12 protein-coding genes are annotated in these 14,633 nt (G+C 37.4%); 4 read left to right on the forward strand and 8 right to left on the reverse strand.

Features of this window, described 5'->3' with window-relative positions:
• Window positions 1-79: 79 nt before the first annotated feature.
• On the forward strand, window positions 80-844 hold the full coding sequence (locus ACQR30_RS03490; protein WP_429731314.1) for an SGNH/GDSL hydrolase family protein: 765 nt from the start codon (window positions 80-82) through the stop codon (window positions 842-844).
• A gap of 35 nt (window positions 845-879) precedes the next feature.
• On the opposite strand, the gene ACQR30_RS03495 is transcribed toward ACQR30_RS03490, so the two are convergent.
• Window positions 880-1,752: an AraC family transcriptional regulator gene (locus ACQR30_RS03495; protein ID WP_429731317.1), complete on the reverse strand. Its 873-nt coding sequence runs from the start codon at window positions 1,750-1,752 to the stop codon at window positions 880-882.
• A gap of 99 nt (window positions 1,753-1,851) precedes the next feature.
• On the opposite strand from ACQR30_RS03495, the gene ACQR30_RS03500 reads away from it, so the two are divergent.
• Genes ACQR30_RS03500 through ACQR30_RS03510 form a run of 3 tightly spaced genes read left to right on the forward strand, consistent with a single transcriptional unit; the run spans window position 1,852 to window position 7,603 of the window.
• Window positions 1,852-2,124, forward strand: coding sequence for a hypothetical protein (locus ACQR30_RS03500; RefSeq protein WP_429731319.1), 273 nt, complete (start codon window positions 1,852-1,854; stop codon window positions 2,122-2,124).
• The gene (locus ACQR30_RS03505) at window positions 2,105-5,515 is read left to right on the forward strand and encodes a glycosyl hydrolase (RefSeq protein WP_429731322.1); all 3,411 of its coding nucleotides are present in this window, start codon (window positions 2,105-2,107) and stop codon (window positions 5,513-5,515) included. Before ACQR30_RS03500 ends, ACQR30_RS03505 begins: the two co-directional genes overlap by 20 nt.
• A gap of 33 nt (window positions 5,516-5,548) precedes the next feature.
• Window positions 5,549-7,603 carry an aceric acid hydrolase gene (locus tag ACQR30_RS03510; protein ID WP_429731325.1) on the forward strand — a complete coding sequence of 685 codons (2,055 nt, stop codon included), beginning with the start codon at window positions 5,549-5,551 and terminating at the stop codon, window positions 7,601-7,603.
• Here the strand turns inward: ACQR30_RS03510 and ACQR30_RS03515 are convergent, their stop codons facing one another.
• From ACQR30_RS03515 to ACQR30_RS03545, 7 genes are all read right to left on the reverse strand, one after another.
• Window positions 7,604-8,641 (reverse strand): L-rhamnose/proton symporter RhaT, encoded by a 1,038-nt coding sequence (locus tag ACQR30_RS03515; protein WP_429731328.1) that lies wholly within the window; start codon window positions 8,639-8,641, stop codon window positions 7,604-7,606.
• A gap of 115 nt (window positions 8,642-8,756) precedes the next feature.
• Window positions 8,757-9,200 carry a MaoC family dehydratase gene (locus ACQR30_RS03520; RefSeq protein ID WP_429731331.1) on the reverse strand — a complete coding sequence of 148 codons (444 nt, stop codon included), beginning with the start codon at window positions 9,198-9,200 and terminating at the stop codon, window positions 8,757-8,759.
• An 18-nt stretch (window positions 9,201-9,218) separates the two neighbouring features.
• Window positions 9,219-10,283 (reverse strand): Gfo/Idh/MocA family protein, encoded by a 1,065-nt coding sequence (locus ACQR30_RS03525; protein ID WP_429731334.1) that lies wholly within the window; start codon window positions 10,281-10,283, stop codon window positions 9,219-9,221.
• Between the two features lie 4 nt (window positions 10,284-10,287).
• Window positions 10,288-11,523 carry an extracellular solute-binding protein gene (locus ACQR30_RS03530; protein WP_429731337.1) on the reverse strand — a complete coding sequence of 412 codons (1,236 nt, stop codon included), beginning with the start codon at window positions 11,521-11,523 and terminating at the stop codon, window positions 10,288-10,290.
• Window positions 11,510-12,679 (reverse strand): CaiB/BaiF CoA transferase family protein, encoded by a 1,170-nt coding sequence (locus ACQR30_RS03535; RefSeq protein WP_429731340.1) that lies wholly within the window; start codon window positions 12,677-12,679, stop codon window positions 11,510-11,512. The genes ACQR30_RS03530 and ACQR30_RS03535 overlap by 14 nt, the downstream gene beginning before the upstream one ends.
• A 19-nt stretch (window positions 12,680-12,698) precedes the next feature.
• Window positions 12,699-13,835: a CaiB/BaiF CoA transferase family protein gene (locus tag ACQR30_RS03540; protein WP_429731342.1), complete on the reverse strand. Its 1,137-nt coding sequence runs from the start codon at window positions 13,833-13,835 to the stop codon at window positions 12,699-12,701.
• The coding region (locus tag ACQR30_RS03545; RefSeq protein WP_429731345.1) for an extracellular solute-binding protein at window positions 13,832-14,633 on the reverse strand (802 nt) is incomplete at its 5' end. The genes ACQR30_RS03540 and ACQR30_RS03545, both read right to left, overlap by 4 nt.

Consider the following 14,633-nt stretch of genomic DNA (forward strand, 5'->3'; position numbering starts at 1 on the left):
GTTTCAGCTGATGGGCTGTCTTCTGACTCTGTGAAAATACGTACTAAATAAAAATATTTCTAATCATTAAAAAAATAGAATGCAAAATTTAAATCAAAAAACCAGAAGAAGCTTCCTTAGAAATGTAACGCTAGGAAGTGTCGCCGCTATCTGTCTTCCCGATATTGTTTCCGCCGCCTTTGCCGAAACAAAACCCAAAAGAGTTAGTTTGAATAAAACTGATATTATTCTCTTTCAAGGTGATTCTATTACAGATTTTCATAGAAAAAAATCTGACTTAGCGGCTAATTCGCCAGCAGCTCTAGGTCAAGGATATGTGTTTAATGCAGGTGCAGAATTACTATTAAAATATCCTGAGGATAATTTGAAAATTTACAACAGAGGCGTCAGCGGCAATAAAGTTTATCAGTTAGCCGACAGATGGGATAACGATTGTATAGCGTTAAAGCCAGATGTATTAAGTATTTTGGTAGGCGTAAATGACTTCTGGCATACATTAGTTAACGGATATAAAGGAACGGTAAAGACCTATCATGACGATTATATTAATTTGTTAGAAAGAACAAAAAAACAATTACCTGATGTTCGCTTAATTTTGGGTGAGCCGTATGCTATTCCAGGCGTAAAATCAGTTGATGCAAAATGGTATCCTGTTTTTAAAGATTATCAGGCAGTTGCAAAAGAAATTGCGCAAAAATTTGACGCAACATTTATTCCCTATCAAAGTATCTATGATAAAGCTTTAAAACAAGCGCCGGGCGCTTATTGGACTATTGATGGTGTGCACCCTAGCTTGGCGGGTGCAGGATTAATGGCACAAGCGTGGTTGGAGGCGGTTAAATGACAACTGAAGTTGGCTTAGCTGGCATCTCAAATAGGTTAGCAACTCAGGTATTTTTTCTTATATTCATAAGGTGTAATGCCTGTAATCTTTTTGAAGTGCCTATAGAAATTGGAAATATTGTTGAAGCCACATTCGTAACAAATAATATTGGTAGGAAAACGGTCTTCAATTAAGAGTTTGCAGGCTTGACCTACGCGAATTTCATTGAGAAAGTTGTAATAAGTTTTTTTGGTCATTGATTTGAAATACCTGCAAAATGAAGTAACACTTAGGTGACTGATAGAAGAGATCTCTTCTAAGGAAATTTCTTTTTTATAATTAGATAATGTATAAGTACATATCTCATTTAATCGTTCTTTGTCATATTCATTTTTATTCTGGAGCGATTCTGGCTGAGAAGAAATGCTGGTAAGCTCAGAACATTCAGCGATGATTTTAAGGATTGAAAGCAGCAATATGATGCGTTCGAGATTGGAACTTTTAGGTACGGCACGCATAAGTTTTGCAACTTTCTCTCTTGTTTTTCCTGATAATAATAAACCTGCTTTAGCTTTTTCAAAAAGTCGAGGCAGCAAGTACGCCTCAGGCAAGCTCAATAGATCTTTCCCCAGGCAGTCAGGACGAAAGTGTATAACTAGTGATTCTGCGTTAAAGAAGGATTCTCCTTTTACAGTCATCTCTTTGTATCGCCAGGAATGTGGTAAATTTTCGCCCAGTAATATTATTTCACCTTCAGAAAATGAACTTATATTATTACCAATATATCTAGTACCACAGCCCTTGATAATGTAGACCAACTCCATTTCGGGGTGATAATGAAAAGATGAGCCCAACTGCGGTGTATTATCTTGTCGAACGATGTATGAGTTATGCGTTAATAACGGGATCTTATGGAATTGGGGTTTCATTTATGTTCAAGATTTTTATAACCAATCTTTGTATTCTATTATTGAACTCTTTTTTTAAGATTTTTTTAATTATGCAGTAAACAAATTTAAGCATTCGAGGTGGCGAAAAAAAGTAAATTTTATGCAATCGATACCGGGAAATTGAATTTTATTTATGGTATAGACCTCAAAGGACTGGATCTTTTTGATAAGTGTGGGCCTGTTATTCTTAAAATAACCGAGAATTTTTCAAAATGGTGGAGCGTGTTGGTTTACCCCGGATCGATTTTCTGGCCTACTTCGTTGACCATTCGTGAAAAAAGCAACCTTCGCAACAATTTTGGGATTGGATATTTAGCAATAAGAAAAGAAAATGATAGAGAAAAAAGTTAAAAAATATAGCTTTGTTTTTGCCTTTTTACTGATGTTACAAAGCAATGTTTTTGCACAAAACAGTGTAAATGGTTTTAATAATTCCAAACCTTGGGTTTTCTGGTATTGGATGAAGGCAAGCGTTTCCGAAGAGGGAATAAAGGCCGATTTATTAGCGATGAAAAAGCAAGGTATGGAAGGTGCTTACCTGATGCCTATTTTTGGAAAACCAGATTCTTTGTTGATACAACCTGTAGCGGAACAATTAAGCCCCCTTTGGTGGCATGATGTAGAATATGCGACAAAAATTGCAGATAGCATTGATTTTAAATTAGCGTTTGCTGCAAGCGATGGTTTTGCGACGGCTGGCGGTCCATGGATTACGCCAAATCTATCCATGCAAAAAGTTGTTTGGTCAGAAACAAATATTAAAGGCGGAAGAAAGTTTGATGATACACTTGCCCAACCCCAAACAATTGCGCATTATTATAAGGACATTGCGCTGTATGCTTTTCCTACGCCACATAATGAAGCAATTTCTACCAATACAATAAAACCAAAGGTGTCGACCAGCATTGCTGGAGAAAACGCCGATTATTTAATAGACCCAAAGAATACAAAAACGTTTTCTAGTAAAGTGGACTGTTGGATTCAATACGCATTTGAGAAGCCATTTCCCTGTAATTCAATAATAATAGATATTTCGAGTGTTAATCATCAAGCTAAAAGATGGTTGATTAAGGTGAGTGATGATGGAGTACATTTTCATTCCATTGGTCGCTTAAAACCATCTCGTAGCGGTTGGCAAGATTATGTTGCCGAAATTACCTATACGATAAAACCGGTTACAGCAAAATATTATCGCTTTTATTATAACCCAGAAAATTCAGAGCCTGGTGCAGAGGATTTAGATGATGCAAAGTGGTCGCCAAGATTAAAGATTAGAAGGCTACAATTATTTGGGGCCGCACGTATAAATCAAATAGAGGGGAAGAATGGCTCCATTTGGAGAATAGCCAATAGAACTACTTCAGCAGAGATCCCCAATAGTAAATGTATTTTGTTGAACAAGATCATTAATATTTCTTCCTATTTTAAAAATGGGAGATTAGCTTGGAATGTTCCTAAAGGCGATTGGACTATTTTGCGCATGGGGCATACTTCTACAGGACAAACGAACGCTACAGGGGGCGGTGCTTTAGGACTCGAATGCAATAAATTAAGTTCAAAAGCTGTTACATTCCAATTTGACAATTGGTTTAAAAGGATTTATGATAAAATGGGGAAGCAGACATCCCGAAAGGTCATTAAAATATTTCATGAAGATAGTTGGGAATGTGGAAGTCAAAACTGGACTCCTGATTTTATTCGGGAGTTCAAACGCAGAAGGGGCTACGATCCCACACCTTATCTACCTGTAATGGCGGGGTTTCCTGTGGGAAGTGCCGACCTGTCTGAAAGATTTTTATACGATGTCCGGACCACTATTTCAGATTTATTAAACGATAATTTCTTTGGTACGCTGGCGAAATTGGCGCACCAAAATAATTGTGTATTTAGTTCTGAAAGTATTGCGCCTATTATGCTTGGTGATGCCATGCAACATTATGGAAAAGTAGATATTCCTATGGGTGAATATTGGTTGCACAGCCCAACACATGACAAGCCCAATGATGTGTTAGATGCCATTTCCGGTGGACATATTTATGGGAAAAATATTATCCAGTCCGAAGCCTTTACAGAACTCAGAAATGAGTGGAATGAATATCCGGGGATGGTAAAAACTTTGCAAGATAGAAATTACGCGCTGGGTATAAATCGTTTGGTATTTCATGTGTTTACTGAAAATCCCTGGTTAAATATAAAACCGGGTATGACGCTAGGTGGAGTTGGTTTATTTTTTCAACGTGATCAAACTTGGTGGAATCAGGCGAAGGCCTGGGTAAATTACACCACACGTTGTCAGAACTTATTACAACAAGGTCATCCAGTCACGGATATTGCTGTTTTTAATGGCTTTGAAATGCCGAGAAGAGCCGTTTTGCCAGATAGACTAGTATCGACTATACCAGGAATATTTGGTCTAAATCGTATAGAAACAGAGCAAAAAAGACTGGCGAATAAAGGTAATCCAACGCAGAATATTCCAGACGGTGTAAAGTCTGAAAAAAATACCTTTAATCCCGCTAACTGGGTAAATGCATTGAATGGTTATCATTATGACACATTTAATGAAGATGCTTTATTAAATCTGGCTTCTGTAAAAAATGGGAATATTGTTTTGTCGACCGGCGGATCCTATTCTTTATTGATTTTGCCGCGACTCTCAAAGATGCAGCCGGACGAGCGGATGTCTTTGCCAATAGCAGAAAAGCTTTTACAATTAATAAGCGGTGGTGCAACTGTTTTATTGGATGAAATGCCCGAGCAAACGCCGGGTTTATTAAACTATTCAAGTAATGACCTCAGGCTGAAAAATATCATAAACGAAATCTATAAAAATGATAAAAAATCATTCATGAAAAAAATAGGAAAAGGAAGGGTTTTATTTGCTCCCTATAGGCTATCTGATTTTGATTCTATTGGACTGTATAGGGATGCAACATTTAGAAATCAAGATGCTTCTTTTGCTTCTGGTATTGCTTGGAATCATCGGAGAGTAGATGGGGTAAAAGATATTTATTTTATTTCCAATCAAAAAGATAGCGCAAGAATTGTGAATGTCTCGTTACGTGTTTCAGGTGAGATTCCCGAACTCTATGATGCAGTTTCAGATAGGACTCAGCAGCTCAGTGAGTGGCAGGATGACGGTATTTCTACGGTTATTCCAATAAAATTAGCGCCGAATGCTTCGGTATTTATTATCTTAAAAAAAGGAAATAAAGGTCTTTCTAAAAGTATTCATAAAAACTGGCTTGAATACACCCGGATAAAGGATTTAAGCAATGATTGGACGGTTGCTTTTGCACGTCAAAATAGTAACCTAAAAATGCCGATAAAATTTGATAGATTGACCAGTTGGAGCGAGAGCAAAATGGATGCGGTTCGCTATTATTCCGGTACCGCACGTTATTTTAAATCCTTTGATTACAATGAAAAAAATGCTAACGACAATAATATTTGGCTTTCGTTCGATGAAGTGGATAACATTGCCACCGTCAAAATTAATGGCATTGATTGTGGAACTATTTGGACCTATCCTTACAAGGTAAATATATCTAAAGCGATAAGATCTGGTAAAAATACCGTTGAAATTGACGTCACAAATACTTGGGCAAACAGGTTAATAAGAGATCATGAATTGCCAAAGAAAGACAAAGAAACCTGGACGACCGCTCCTTATTATTTAGCTGGGAAATTGCTTTTACCAGCAGGTTTGATAGGGCACGGCGTAATTGAACTGTCTAGGTAAAAAGAATTGTAAATTTAAAAAAGTAAGAATCACATGAAAATTATTAGATTATTCACTGTCACGTGTTTTGTCGTTTTTGTATCGTTCTTTTGTAATAAAGTTGTGGCGCAGGCTGCCGGAATCACAAATACGAGTGTCAGCCCTTATGCGAAATTGCATAGTGTTCCAATGGGGGACGTTAAATGGACCAATGGCTTCTGGGCCGACCGATTCCAGGTTTGTAAAGACTCTATGATTTTGAATATGTGGCAACTATTAGATAATCCAGATACGCTGCATCATGCTTTTAGAAATTTTCAAATAGCAGCAGGACTGGCAAGTGGAAATCATTATGGTGCGCCTTTTATGGATGGCGACTTCTACAAATGGCTGGAAAGTGTGGCTGCGATTTATTCGGTTACAAAAAGCAAACGATTAGACAGTTTGATGACTTATGTTATTAATGTAATTGTAAAAGCGCAAAGAAAAGATGGATATATTCACACGCCTGTATTAATTGCCGAGAAAAATAATGATATTTCTCAAAAAGAACTTCAAACGAATCTTAGCTTCGAAGATTATAATATGGGGCATTTAATGACTGCAGCTTGCGTTTATTATAGAGCAACCGGGAAAAAGTCCTTGTTGAATGCTGCCGAAAAAGCAGCTGATTTCTTATCTAACTATTACAAAATAATTCCATCAGGATTAGCACGTACGGCCATTTGCCCTTCCCATTACATGGGGCTTGTGGAATTATATCGAACTACAAGAGATCCTAAATATTTGGCTTTGGCAGAGCGGCTTTTAAACTTAAGAGACTCCGTAAAAAATGGCGCAGATCAGAATCAGGATAGGATTCCATTTCGTCAGCAAACCAGGGCAATGGGGCATGCCGTGCGCGCCAATTATTTATATGCTGGTGCTGCTGACTTGTATATGGAGACAGGTGATAAGACATTGTTGAATCCTTTAATGAAAATATGGAAAGATGTGGTATATAGAAAAATGTATATAACCGGGGGGTGTGGTGCTTTATATGACGGCGTCTCACCAGACGGGACCACTTATGATCAGGCGAGTATTCAGCAGGTGCACCAGGCATATGGAAGAGATTATCAATTGCCTAATTTTACTGCGCATGACGAAACTTGCGCTAATATTGGCAATGTTCTATGGAATTGGAGGATGTTGCAAATTACAGGAAATGAAAAATATGCTGATGTAATGGAGCTTGCTTTGTATAACAGTGTTTTGTCAGGTATTAGTCTAAATGGAAAGAGTTTCCTGTATTCAAATCCGCTCGCGTTTAATAAGTTGGTGCCCTTCCATTTAAGATGGACATCCAAAATTCGAGATCCATATATTGGGTTGTCTTTCTGTTGCCCACCCAACGTCGTCCGCACCATTGCTGAAGTCAATGATTATCTGTACAGTTTATGTGAGGATGGAATTTATTTTAATCTTTATGGCGGGAATCAGCTTTCAACAAAATTAAAAGACGGCACTACTCTGGAGCTTTCGGAAACAACCAACTATCCTTGGGATGGAAATATTGCCATTGTATTAAAGAAAGTGCCAAAGCGCGCTTATTGCGTTTGTCTAAGAATCCCCCAATGGTGCGAAAGTGCTTCCATTAAAATAAATGGAAAAAATTATAACGAGCCTATTCATTCAGGCTCTTATGTAAAAATTAATCGGGTCTGGCAGGCAAAGGATAAAATAGAATTATCGCTACCGATGCCTGTGAAATTAATGCAGTCAAATCCGTTGGTAGAAAACACTAGAAACCAAGTGGCTATCAAGCGTGGGCCTATTGTTTATTGTTTAGAGTCTGTGGATTTGCCGCTTGGCGACAATATTTTGAACGTTGCCATTGATAAAAATGAACAATGGAAAAAAGATATGATTCAAATGAATAACACGCCTATACTTTCCCTAAAAACAAATGCTACGCTATTGCCCCGACAAAATTGGAGCAATGCATTATATCATTCGGTTTCTGAAAAGAAATCGACACCCATTTCCATAAGAATGGTTCCTTATTTTTCTTGGGCGAATAGAGGCAAGGATGATATGACAGTCTGGATGCCTTTTAGAGGAAACTGATTATTGCATACTGCCATAAGAGAGAATGAAGAAGGATGTGCCTAAAACAATTAAAGCGATGATTAACGTTGCGTAAGTTTTCTTAGAAACATTTCTCCATTCTTTCATGGCCAGACCAACAAGGAAGCTGAAAAATATAAGCATAGACATATGTATAACCCAACTTGCAAATTGGAATCTGCCCATTTTTACATGTCCCAGGCCATAAAAGAAGAACTGCATACACCAAAGAATACCGCCGAATGCGGCCCATAAGAAGTTTTTAAATAAGGTAGATTTGGGAATATTACTTTTAGGGGTAAGCTCTACAAGGTTTTTTTGTTTGATACCTAAACAAGTAAACCAGATAGCATTTACAACAAAACAACCGGCAGTAGCAATGATAAGTTTCGCATTATCTTCATAAATCCCTGCTCCCTTTTTTGCGGCTAAGTCAGCAACAGGTTGCCCAATTTCCAGTGCGATATTAAATACGCCCGATAGAATACCGGCAACGGTAGCTAGCATAAACCCTTTTTTCATACTGAATTTTCCTTGGTTGTCAGCCGAAATTTCTTTTTCTTTTTTAAAGCCAGCCATTCCGCAAAGCCCGACACCAACAAGCGCGATGACCATCCCAAATAAAATAATGCCACCGCCACTTTGCTGAAAGTAACTGATTAAAGTTCCTTTAATTATTAATGGTAACACCGTCCCCAAAACGGCCGAAAGTCCAATAGAAATGGCATAGGTAAGCGAATAACCAATATACCGGGTAGCAAATCCAAATGACATTCCGCCAAAGCCATACATTCCTCCCAATAAAAAGGTAAGCCAAAGAATGCTGTTTGATGATTGTTTGATAACTTCAAAAAAATCAGGCACAGTAATAATAGCTATAACTAACGGAGCTAATATCCAGGCAAATAATGATTGAATTAACCAATAAGCTACCCAGGACCATTTCTTAGTTTTATGGAATGGGAGATAACAAGTAGAGGCGGAAGCTGCTCCCACCGCGTGAAATCCAATGCCTTCAATGGGGTTGGGTCCTATCATTTGTAAGAATTTATCGGAATGCTTTTATGTATAGATGGTTTATTGAAAGTTGTTAAAATAATAACGCTTTACGGGTTTAACCAGGGACATAAATAAAGCTATAAAGGATATAAGATTATTGTTTCTTTTTTGCCAATAGAATATGGTCGCAGACCATTATTATTTCATTGCGTTGATTAAAGACTTCCACATGTTCCACTACTTTTCCATAACCTTCTTTTTTGTCTTCTGATTTCTCGGATATAATTATTTTTGTATGAATGGTATCGCCAATAAAAACTGGCTTTATGAAGCGAAGCCTATCGTATCCTTTTGAAAAAGCTTCGGGATTAATTTGACTTGCTGTTTGGCCAATGGCAATACTAAAAATAAGTGTTCCGTGTGCGATGCGTTGCTTAAATGGTTGTGTTTTGCACCATTCAGCGTCCATATGGTGTGGGAAAAAATCGCCTGTTTGTCCGGCGTGTAATACAAAATCTGTTTCAGTGATAGTTCTACCTAAACTTTCTCTAAAATCCCCTAAAATATAATCTTCGAAAAATTCACTTTTTATGTGCATTCCATTATGTTTTTACTATTATGCTTTTAATAATTGTCCGTCTATTTCATTGGATAAATAAGCGCTTTCTACTACTTCCATTGTGTGAATAACATCTTCCACACGAGTCGGTAAAGTGACATCACTACCTTCGGCAAAACGCATCAATCCAGCCATTATATTGGTAAATGCCTCTGGAAACCAACTGCCCTCTATTTTATATTCCACCCATTTTGGTTCTTTATTTTCCTCCAATAAACAATACTCAAATTTATCCGCAGCCCCGAGTGGGTAGTCTAATAACAAACCCATTTTAATTTTAATCGCTCCCTTTGTGCCTTCAATCTTTATAAAACTTTCTTGATTCTTTGCACCAAAATGATGGTCGTGATTGGTATTGATGACAGCTCTGGTGTTTTCTCCATAATCAAATACGGTAGTTGTTCTGGTAGATGAGTATGATTTGAGGGGATGCCCAAATGTCTTACTTACAACAGTGTTTGGGTTGCCGAGGAATGAACGAATTAAATCCATGTAATGGATGCTATGATAAAGAATTTCTAATCTTTTATTCAATGCAATTATGGGGAAGATTCCCCATGGCGTAAAAGTAGTAAGCCTAACCTCAAAATCGTAAATTTCGCCTATTAAGCCACCTTTAATTAATTCTCTAGCAGCAATAATAAAGGGTGCATGCCGTAATTGAAAATTGATGGCTGCAATATGTTTTTTCTCTTTGCAGGTTTGTAAAATAAGCTTCGCCTCTTCCAGATTTTCGCCCATGGGCTTTTGAATTAAGACGATTGATTCATCCGGCAGTTCATTTAAAATATCTATATATTGTTGCGGCATTATGGCGATGTCATAAATTACTTTTTCAGGTGCTGCCGCAATAGCTTCTTTTAAATTATTAAAGACGCGGGGTATTTCGAATTCTTCCGCGAGCTCTTCTGCTTTGGATCTCGTTCTGTTTAAAATGCCAAATACTTCAAAACCACCTTTCTTGTAAGCGGGTAATTGTGCATCTTTTACAATACTGCTAGCGCCTATTATAATGACGGGAATTTTCGTTTTTGGCATAAGTGCCTGGTCGATTATTTGCATGCTCCTAAATATTTTTTACAATAAGACTTTGTGCTTCTTCAACTAATTTCTCTATAGGTATATGTGTATTAATTACCTGTTGCATCAAATTATCGATTTGATGCGCAACCCGCGGCCAGGTAGGTATATTGGGTAATTCTACTGCATTGCCGTGCAATTTTTCTAATTGATAAAAAAAAGAAATTTTCTGATTTATTTCTTTATTCTCGTAAGTAGAATACCTGCAACCAATACCACCTTCTAAAGTTAATAAACAATCATTAAATAGATTGGTTGCAAAAGAGATAAAATCATAGGCAATACTTTTATTTTGACACCCCTTAGCAATGGAATACATCCAGTACGAGTTGGGTGAAATACTTTTTGTCTTACCATCTGTGGGGATTTGGTATACACCAATATTGTTCTTTATATTAGGGGCTCCTTCCAGTTGTGCATAGGCTGCAAATCCAAACCAATTAATGGTCATAGCGACTTCACCTTTAGCAAATGCCTGACCCAATTTTACTGAATCGAAATTTTTGCTTTCTGGATGGATTATATTTTTCGACTGAATAAGGTTTCTGTAATACGTGAGCCCTTCAATAGTTTGTGGGATATTTATATTAATTGAATTGTCGGCTTTTATAAAATCGCCACCTCTTGACCAAATTTGAATACAAAAATCATACACTACGTTATGTCCATCGGGAAAAGCGGCCAAAGCAGTGCCATATAAATTACTTTCTAGATCGCTAAAAAAATTTGCAATCTGGAAATAGCTTTCCCAATTTTGAGGTAAGGTCAATTCTTTGCCAAACCGCTCCCTGAATGTTGCTTTATTTTCTTCACTTTCAAATAAGTCTTTTCGGTAGATTAAACATTCAGGACCATCGTGGAAAGGGATCCCGTAAATATTGCTTTCAAAAGTTTGACTTCTTAAGAGAGAGGTAGGCCAGTTTTCCAAATAGTTTTTTTCCTCTTTCGCCAGGATAAAGGGAGATAGGTTTTCAATAGTTTTTGCGTTGATTCCTTCCAATATCCAATCTGAACTTATTTGGACAATGTCCCATTTTCCATTTGTTAATCCATTTTCTTCAAATAGAGTTTGATGCAATTCAGGTAAGTCCATTGAACAAAATTCAAGGTCAAGATTACAACCAGTTTGCATTGCAAAAGAATGCCATATTTTTTCTAAAGCATACTCAAAAGGTGCAAATCTTCTGACTGCAATTCTCAAAATTTTATTACTGGGGCTCATTGATGAAAGACTGTTTTAAAAATGCCTGTGCAATAGCTTCATTATCTTCGCCGAGCTTCGGGGTACCTTTTGATGACAATAAAGTTTCGTTATCAAATATAATGGGACAACTTGTAGTTAAAAAGTTATAACCATCTTTCATCTCAACTTTTTGAACCATATTCAATTTTTTAAACCCTTCATGTTCCATCAATTTATCCCAAGTCAAGACTTCGGCGCACCAAATATCAGCCGGCTCCAAAATAGCTAGCCAATGTTCAGTGGTTTTTCCCATTATAAACTCTTCTAAAATTTCTTTTATTTCCTCTCTGTGCTTATACCAACTTGCAGGTGATTTGTATTTTGACAAAGAAGGGCAATTAATTAACCCGGCAAGTATGGGTATTGAGCCCATCGCTAATGAGAGGTAGCCGTCTCTTGTTTTGTAGATGCCGTAAGGTGCACCCAAATATGCATTGGCATTACTTGTTTTTGTTCGCTTTGGTAATTCATTGCCATCATTAAAAAATGTTGTTAGGGATTCAAACTGTAGGTCGCAGGCTGACTCTAACATACTTACCTGCACCAATCCCCCCTCGCCATTAATTCCCTTGCGGTATAAACAAGCTAAGAGCCCTTGTGCCAGATGAGCACCAGCAGCTATGTCTACCAATGAAATACCCATGGGTACGGGGGCCATATCTTCATTTCCGCTTAGCCAACAAATACCGGAAAGAGCCTGCAATAGAAGATCTTGGCCGGGTTTGAATTTCCATGGACCTTCTGTTCCATAGCCACTTATCTCCCCGTAGATAATATCATCTTTAATCGCTTTTACCGATGGGTAGTCAAAGCCTAATCTCTCCATTACCCCAGGCCTGAAATTGTGCATAACAATATCTGCTCGCTTTATAAGTTCTTTTAAAGCGTTTTTGTCTATCTCTGATTTTAAGTCTGCTGTAAAACTTTCTTTGTTTCTGTTAATAGCATGAAATACCGACGATGCGCCATTCATTTCCACATTGGAAATGTACATATGTCTTGAAATGTCTCCAGTTAAAGGCTTCTCAATTTTTATAACGCGTGCCCCTAAATCAGCGAGCCTTAGACTCGCTGAAGGACCGGAAAGAAACTGGCTAAAATCGATAATTAAGATATCTTCTAATGGCTTGTACATAAATCTGTTGTTGGCAAAATTAAAGAATCATTTCTTGGTTGATTGCTATATTATTTTCTCCTAAAAGAGGCCCGGGCTTTTTCGAGAAATATCTCTCCCCGTCTATCCTAATGGGGCATCTAGTAGTCGTTATTTTTTTATTATTAGATAATTCAATTTCTTGAGTCATATTTAATACCTTAAATCCATTGTGATTTAAAAATTGTTGATAATTTAAGACGCCTGCACACCATATTTTTGCGGATTCCAATAGGAGTAGCCAATGTTTTGTGGGTTTTTGTTGAAAATGTGACTGCAGCATCTCCATTACGATATCTCTTTGAGAAAAATTTTCTTTCACAAAATTTTTTATCTCAATTAAGTCAATATTCTTCCCCAGATATTCAAGATTTTCCATGGCTACCACCAAATATCCATCAAGCGTCTTATAAATGCCATAGGGTGCGCTTAAATAGGCATGAGCATTGCCTTTAGCTGCTCTTTCAGGCAGTTTCCCTCCATCATTTAAGAAGGTAGTTATTACTTCAAATTGAAAATCAATTAGGCTGGAAAGCAAGTTTACTTCAACTAATGATCCGGTTTTTGTTTTGTTTCTTTTAATAAGTGCAGCGAGTATTCCCTGTGTTAAATGAGTGCCACACATATAGTCTGCAATTGACAAACCAAAGGGGATTGGCGGTGCTGTTCTGTCGCCGGATAACCAAGTTAATCCTGAAATCGATTGCAATAAAAGATCCTGCCCGGGTTTCTTTTTCCAGGGCCCTTTTTTTCCGTAGCCACTTATTTGTGCATAAATTAATTTGTCATTTAATTCCTGAATTTCCTCGAACCCTAGGCCGAGCTTCTCCATCACTTTTGGTCTAAAATTGTGTATTAAAACATCGGCTTTACTAATAAGTATTTTTACTTTTTCTAAATCAACCACATTTTTTAAATCCGCAACGTAGGACTCTTTATTTCTGTTGATCGTATGAAAAAGTATACTATTTCCTTCTATAAATAAATCTTTAACGGCTAACTGTCGTCCATTGTCTCCGCCGTCTGGCCTTTCTATTTTGATAACGCGCGCGCCTAAATCAGCAAGACGCAGCCCTGCCGATGGTCCGGACATATATTGACAAAACTCTAAAACAATTAGATTCTCTAACGGCTTCATATTTGTGATTTATGGTATATATTATTTAATTCTTCTAAGACGATATTTACACTGCCTCCTTTTATTAAATAGCTTCTGATGATATCACCTGCCCTGTCCTGAAAATAGATATAACCATTATAACGTGGCCTCAAATAGGATCTTTCCAACGTGGGTAGGGTAGCGGTAAAAAAATTGTCGGTAATTTCATTACAATACGCATCTTTCCAGGCTGCTAAATGTGCGGGTTGGCCACCAGTTTCAAAAAACAAATGCTTTTGAGTGCTAGACGAAGCGATATATTGGGCGTATTGGACGGCTGCTTCCACGTTCCTACAGTTAGCAGAAATGGCAATGCCCGTTCCACCGATGGTCGATCTTAGTTTTTCAGTTTTCAGGTTAACCAAATCTACAAATTTGATTTTATTTGAGGCGAACCCTTCTCTTGCATAATTGCTGTAGCCGTATGCAAATGGACAATAAATAAAATCATTAGTGCCAGATAACACTTCATAAATTTTTATAGGATTCCAATCGAAACATCTTTTATCCACACTAACTGCAAGTTCCTTTAATAAATTAAGAGCCTCCACGCCAATTTTTTTGCTTATTATTTCTTCTTTGTTGCTAAATGGATTTTCGCCGAGGGTTGCACAAAGCATGAAGAAATTCATTAGGCTATCTATAGCGATAATCGGAAAAATTACGCGTCCTTTTTTAGCCAAAAGAAGAAGTTCATCAAAATCCTGAGGTAATTTCTCGTTATACTTTACAAGTAAGTCGTTACGATAGCTTGCTACAGGTGTAGCAGCGTCAATA

The organism is Arachidicoccus sp., from assembly GCF_050436765.1.
In the GTDB taxonomy this organism is placed as follows: Bacteria; Bacteroidota; Bacteroidia; order Chitinophagales; family Chitinophagaceae; genus Arachidicoccus.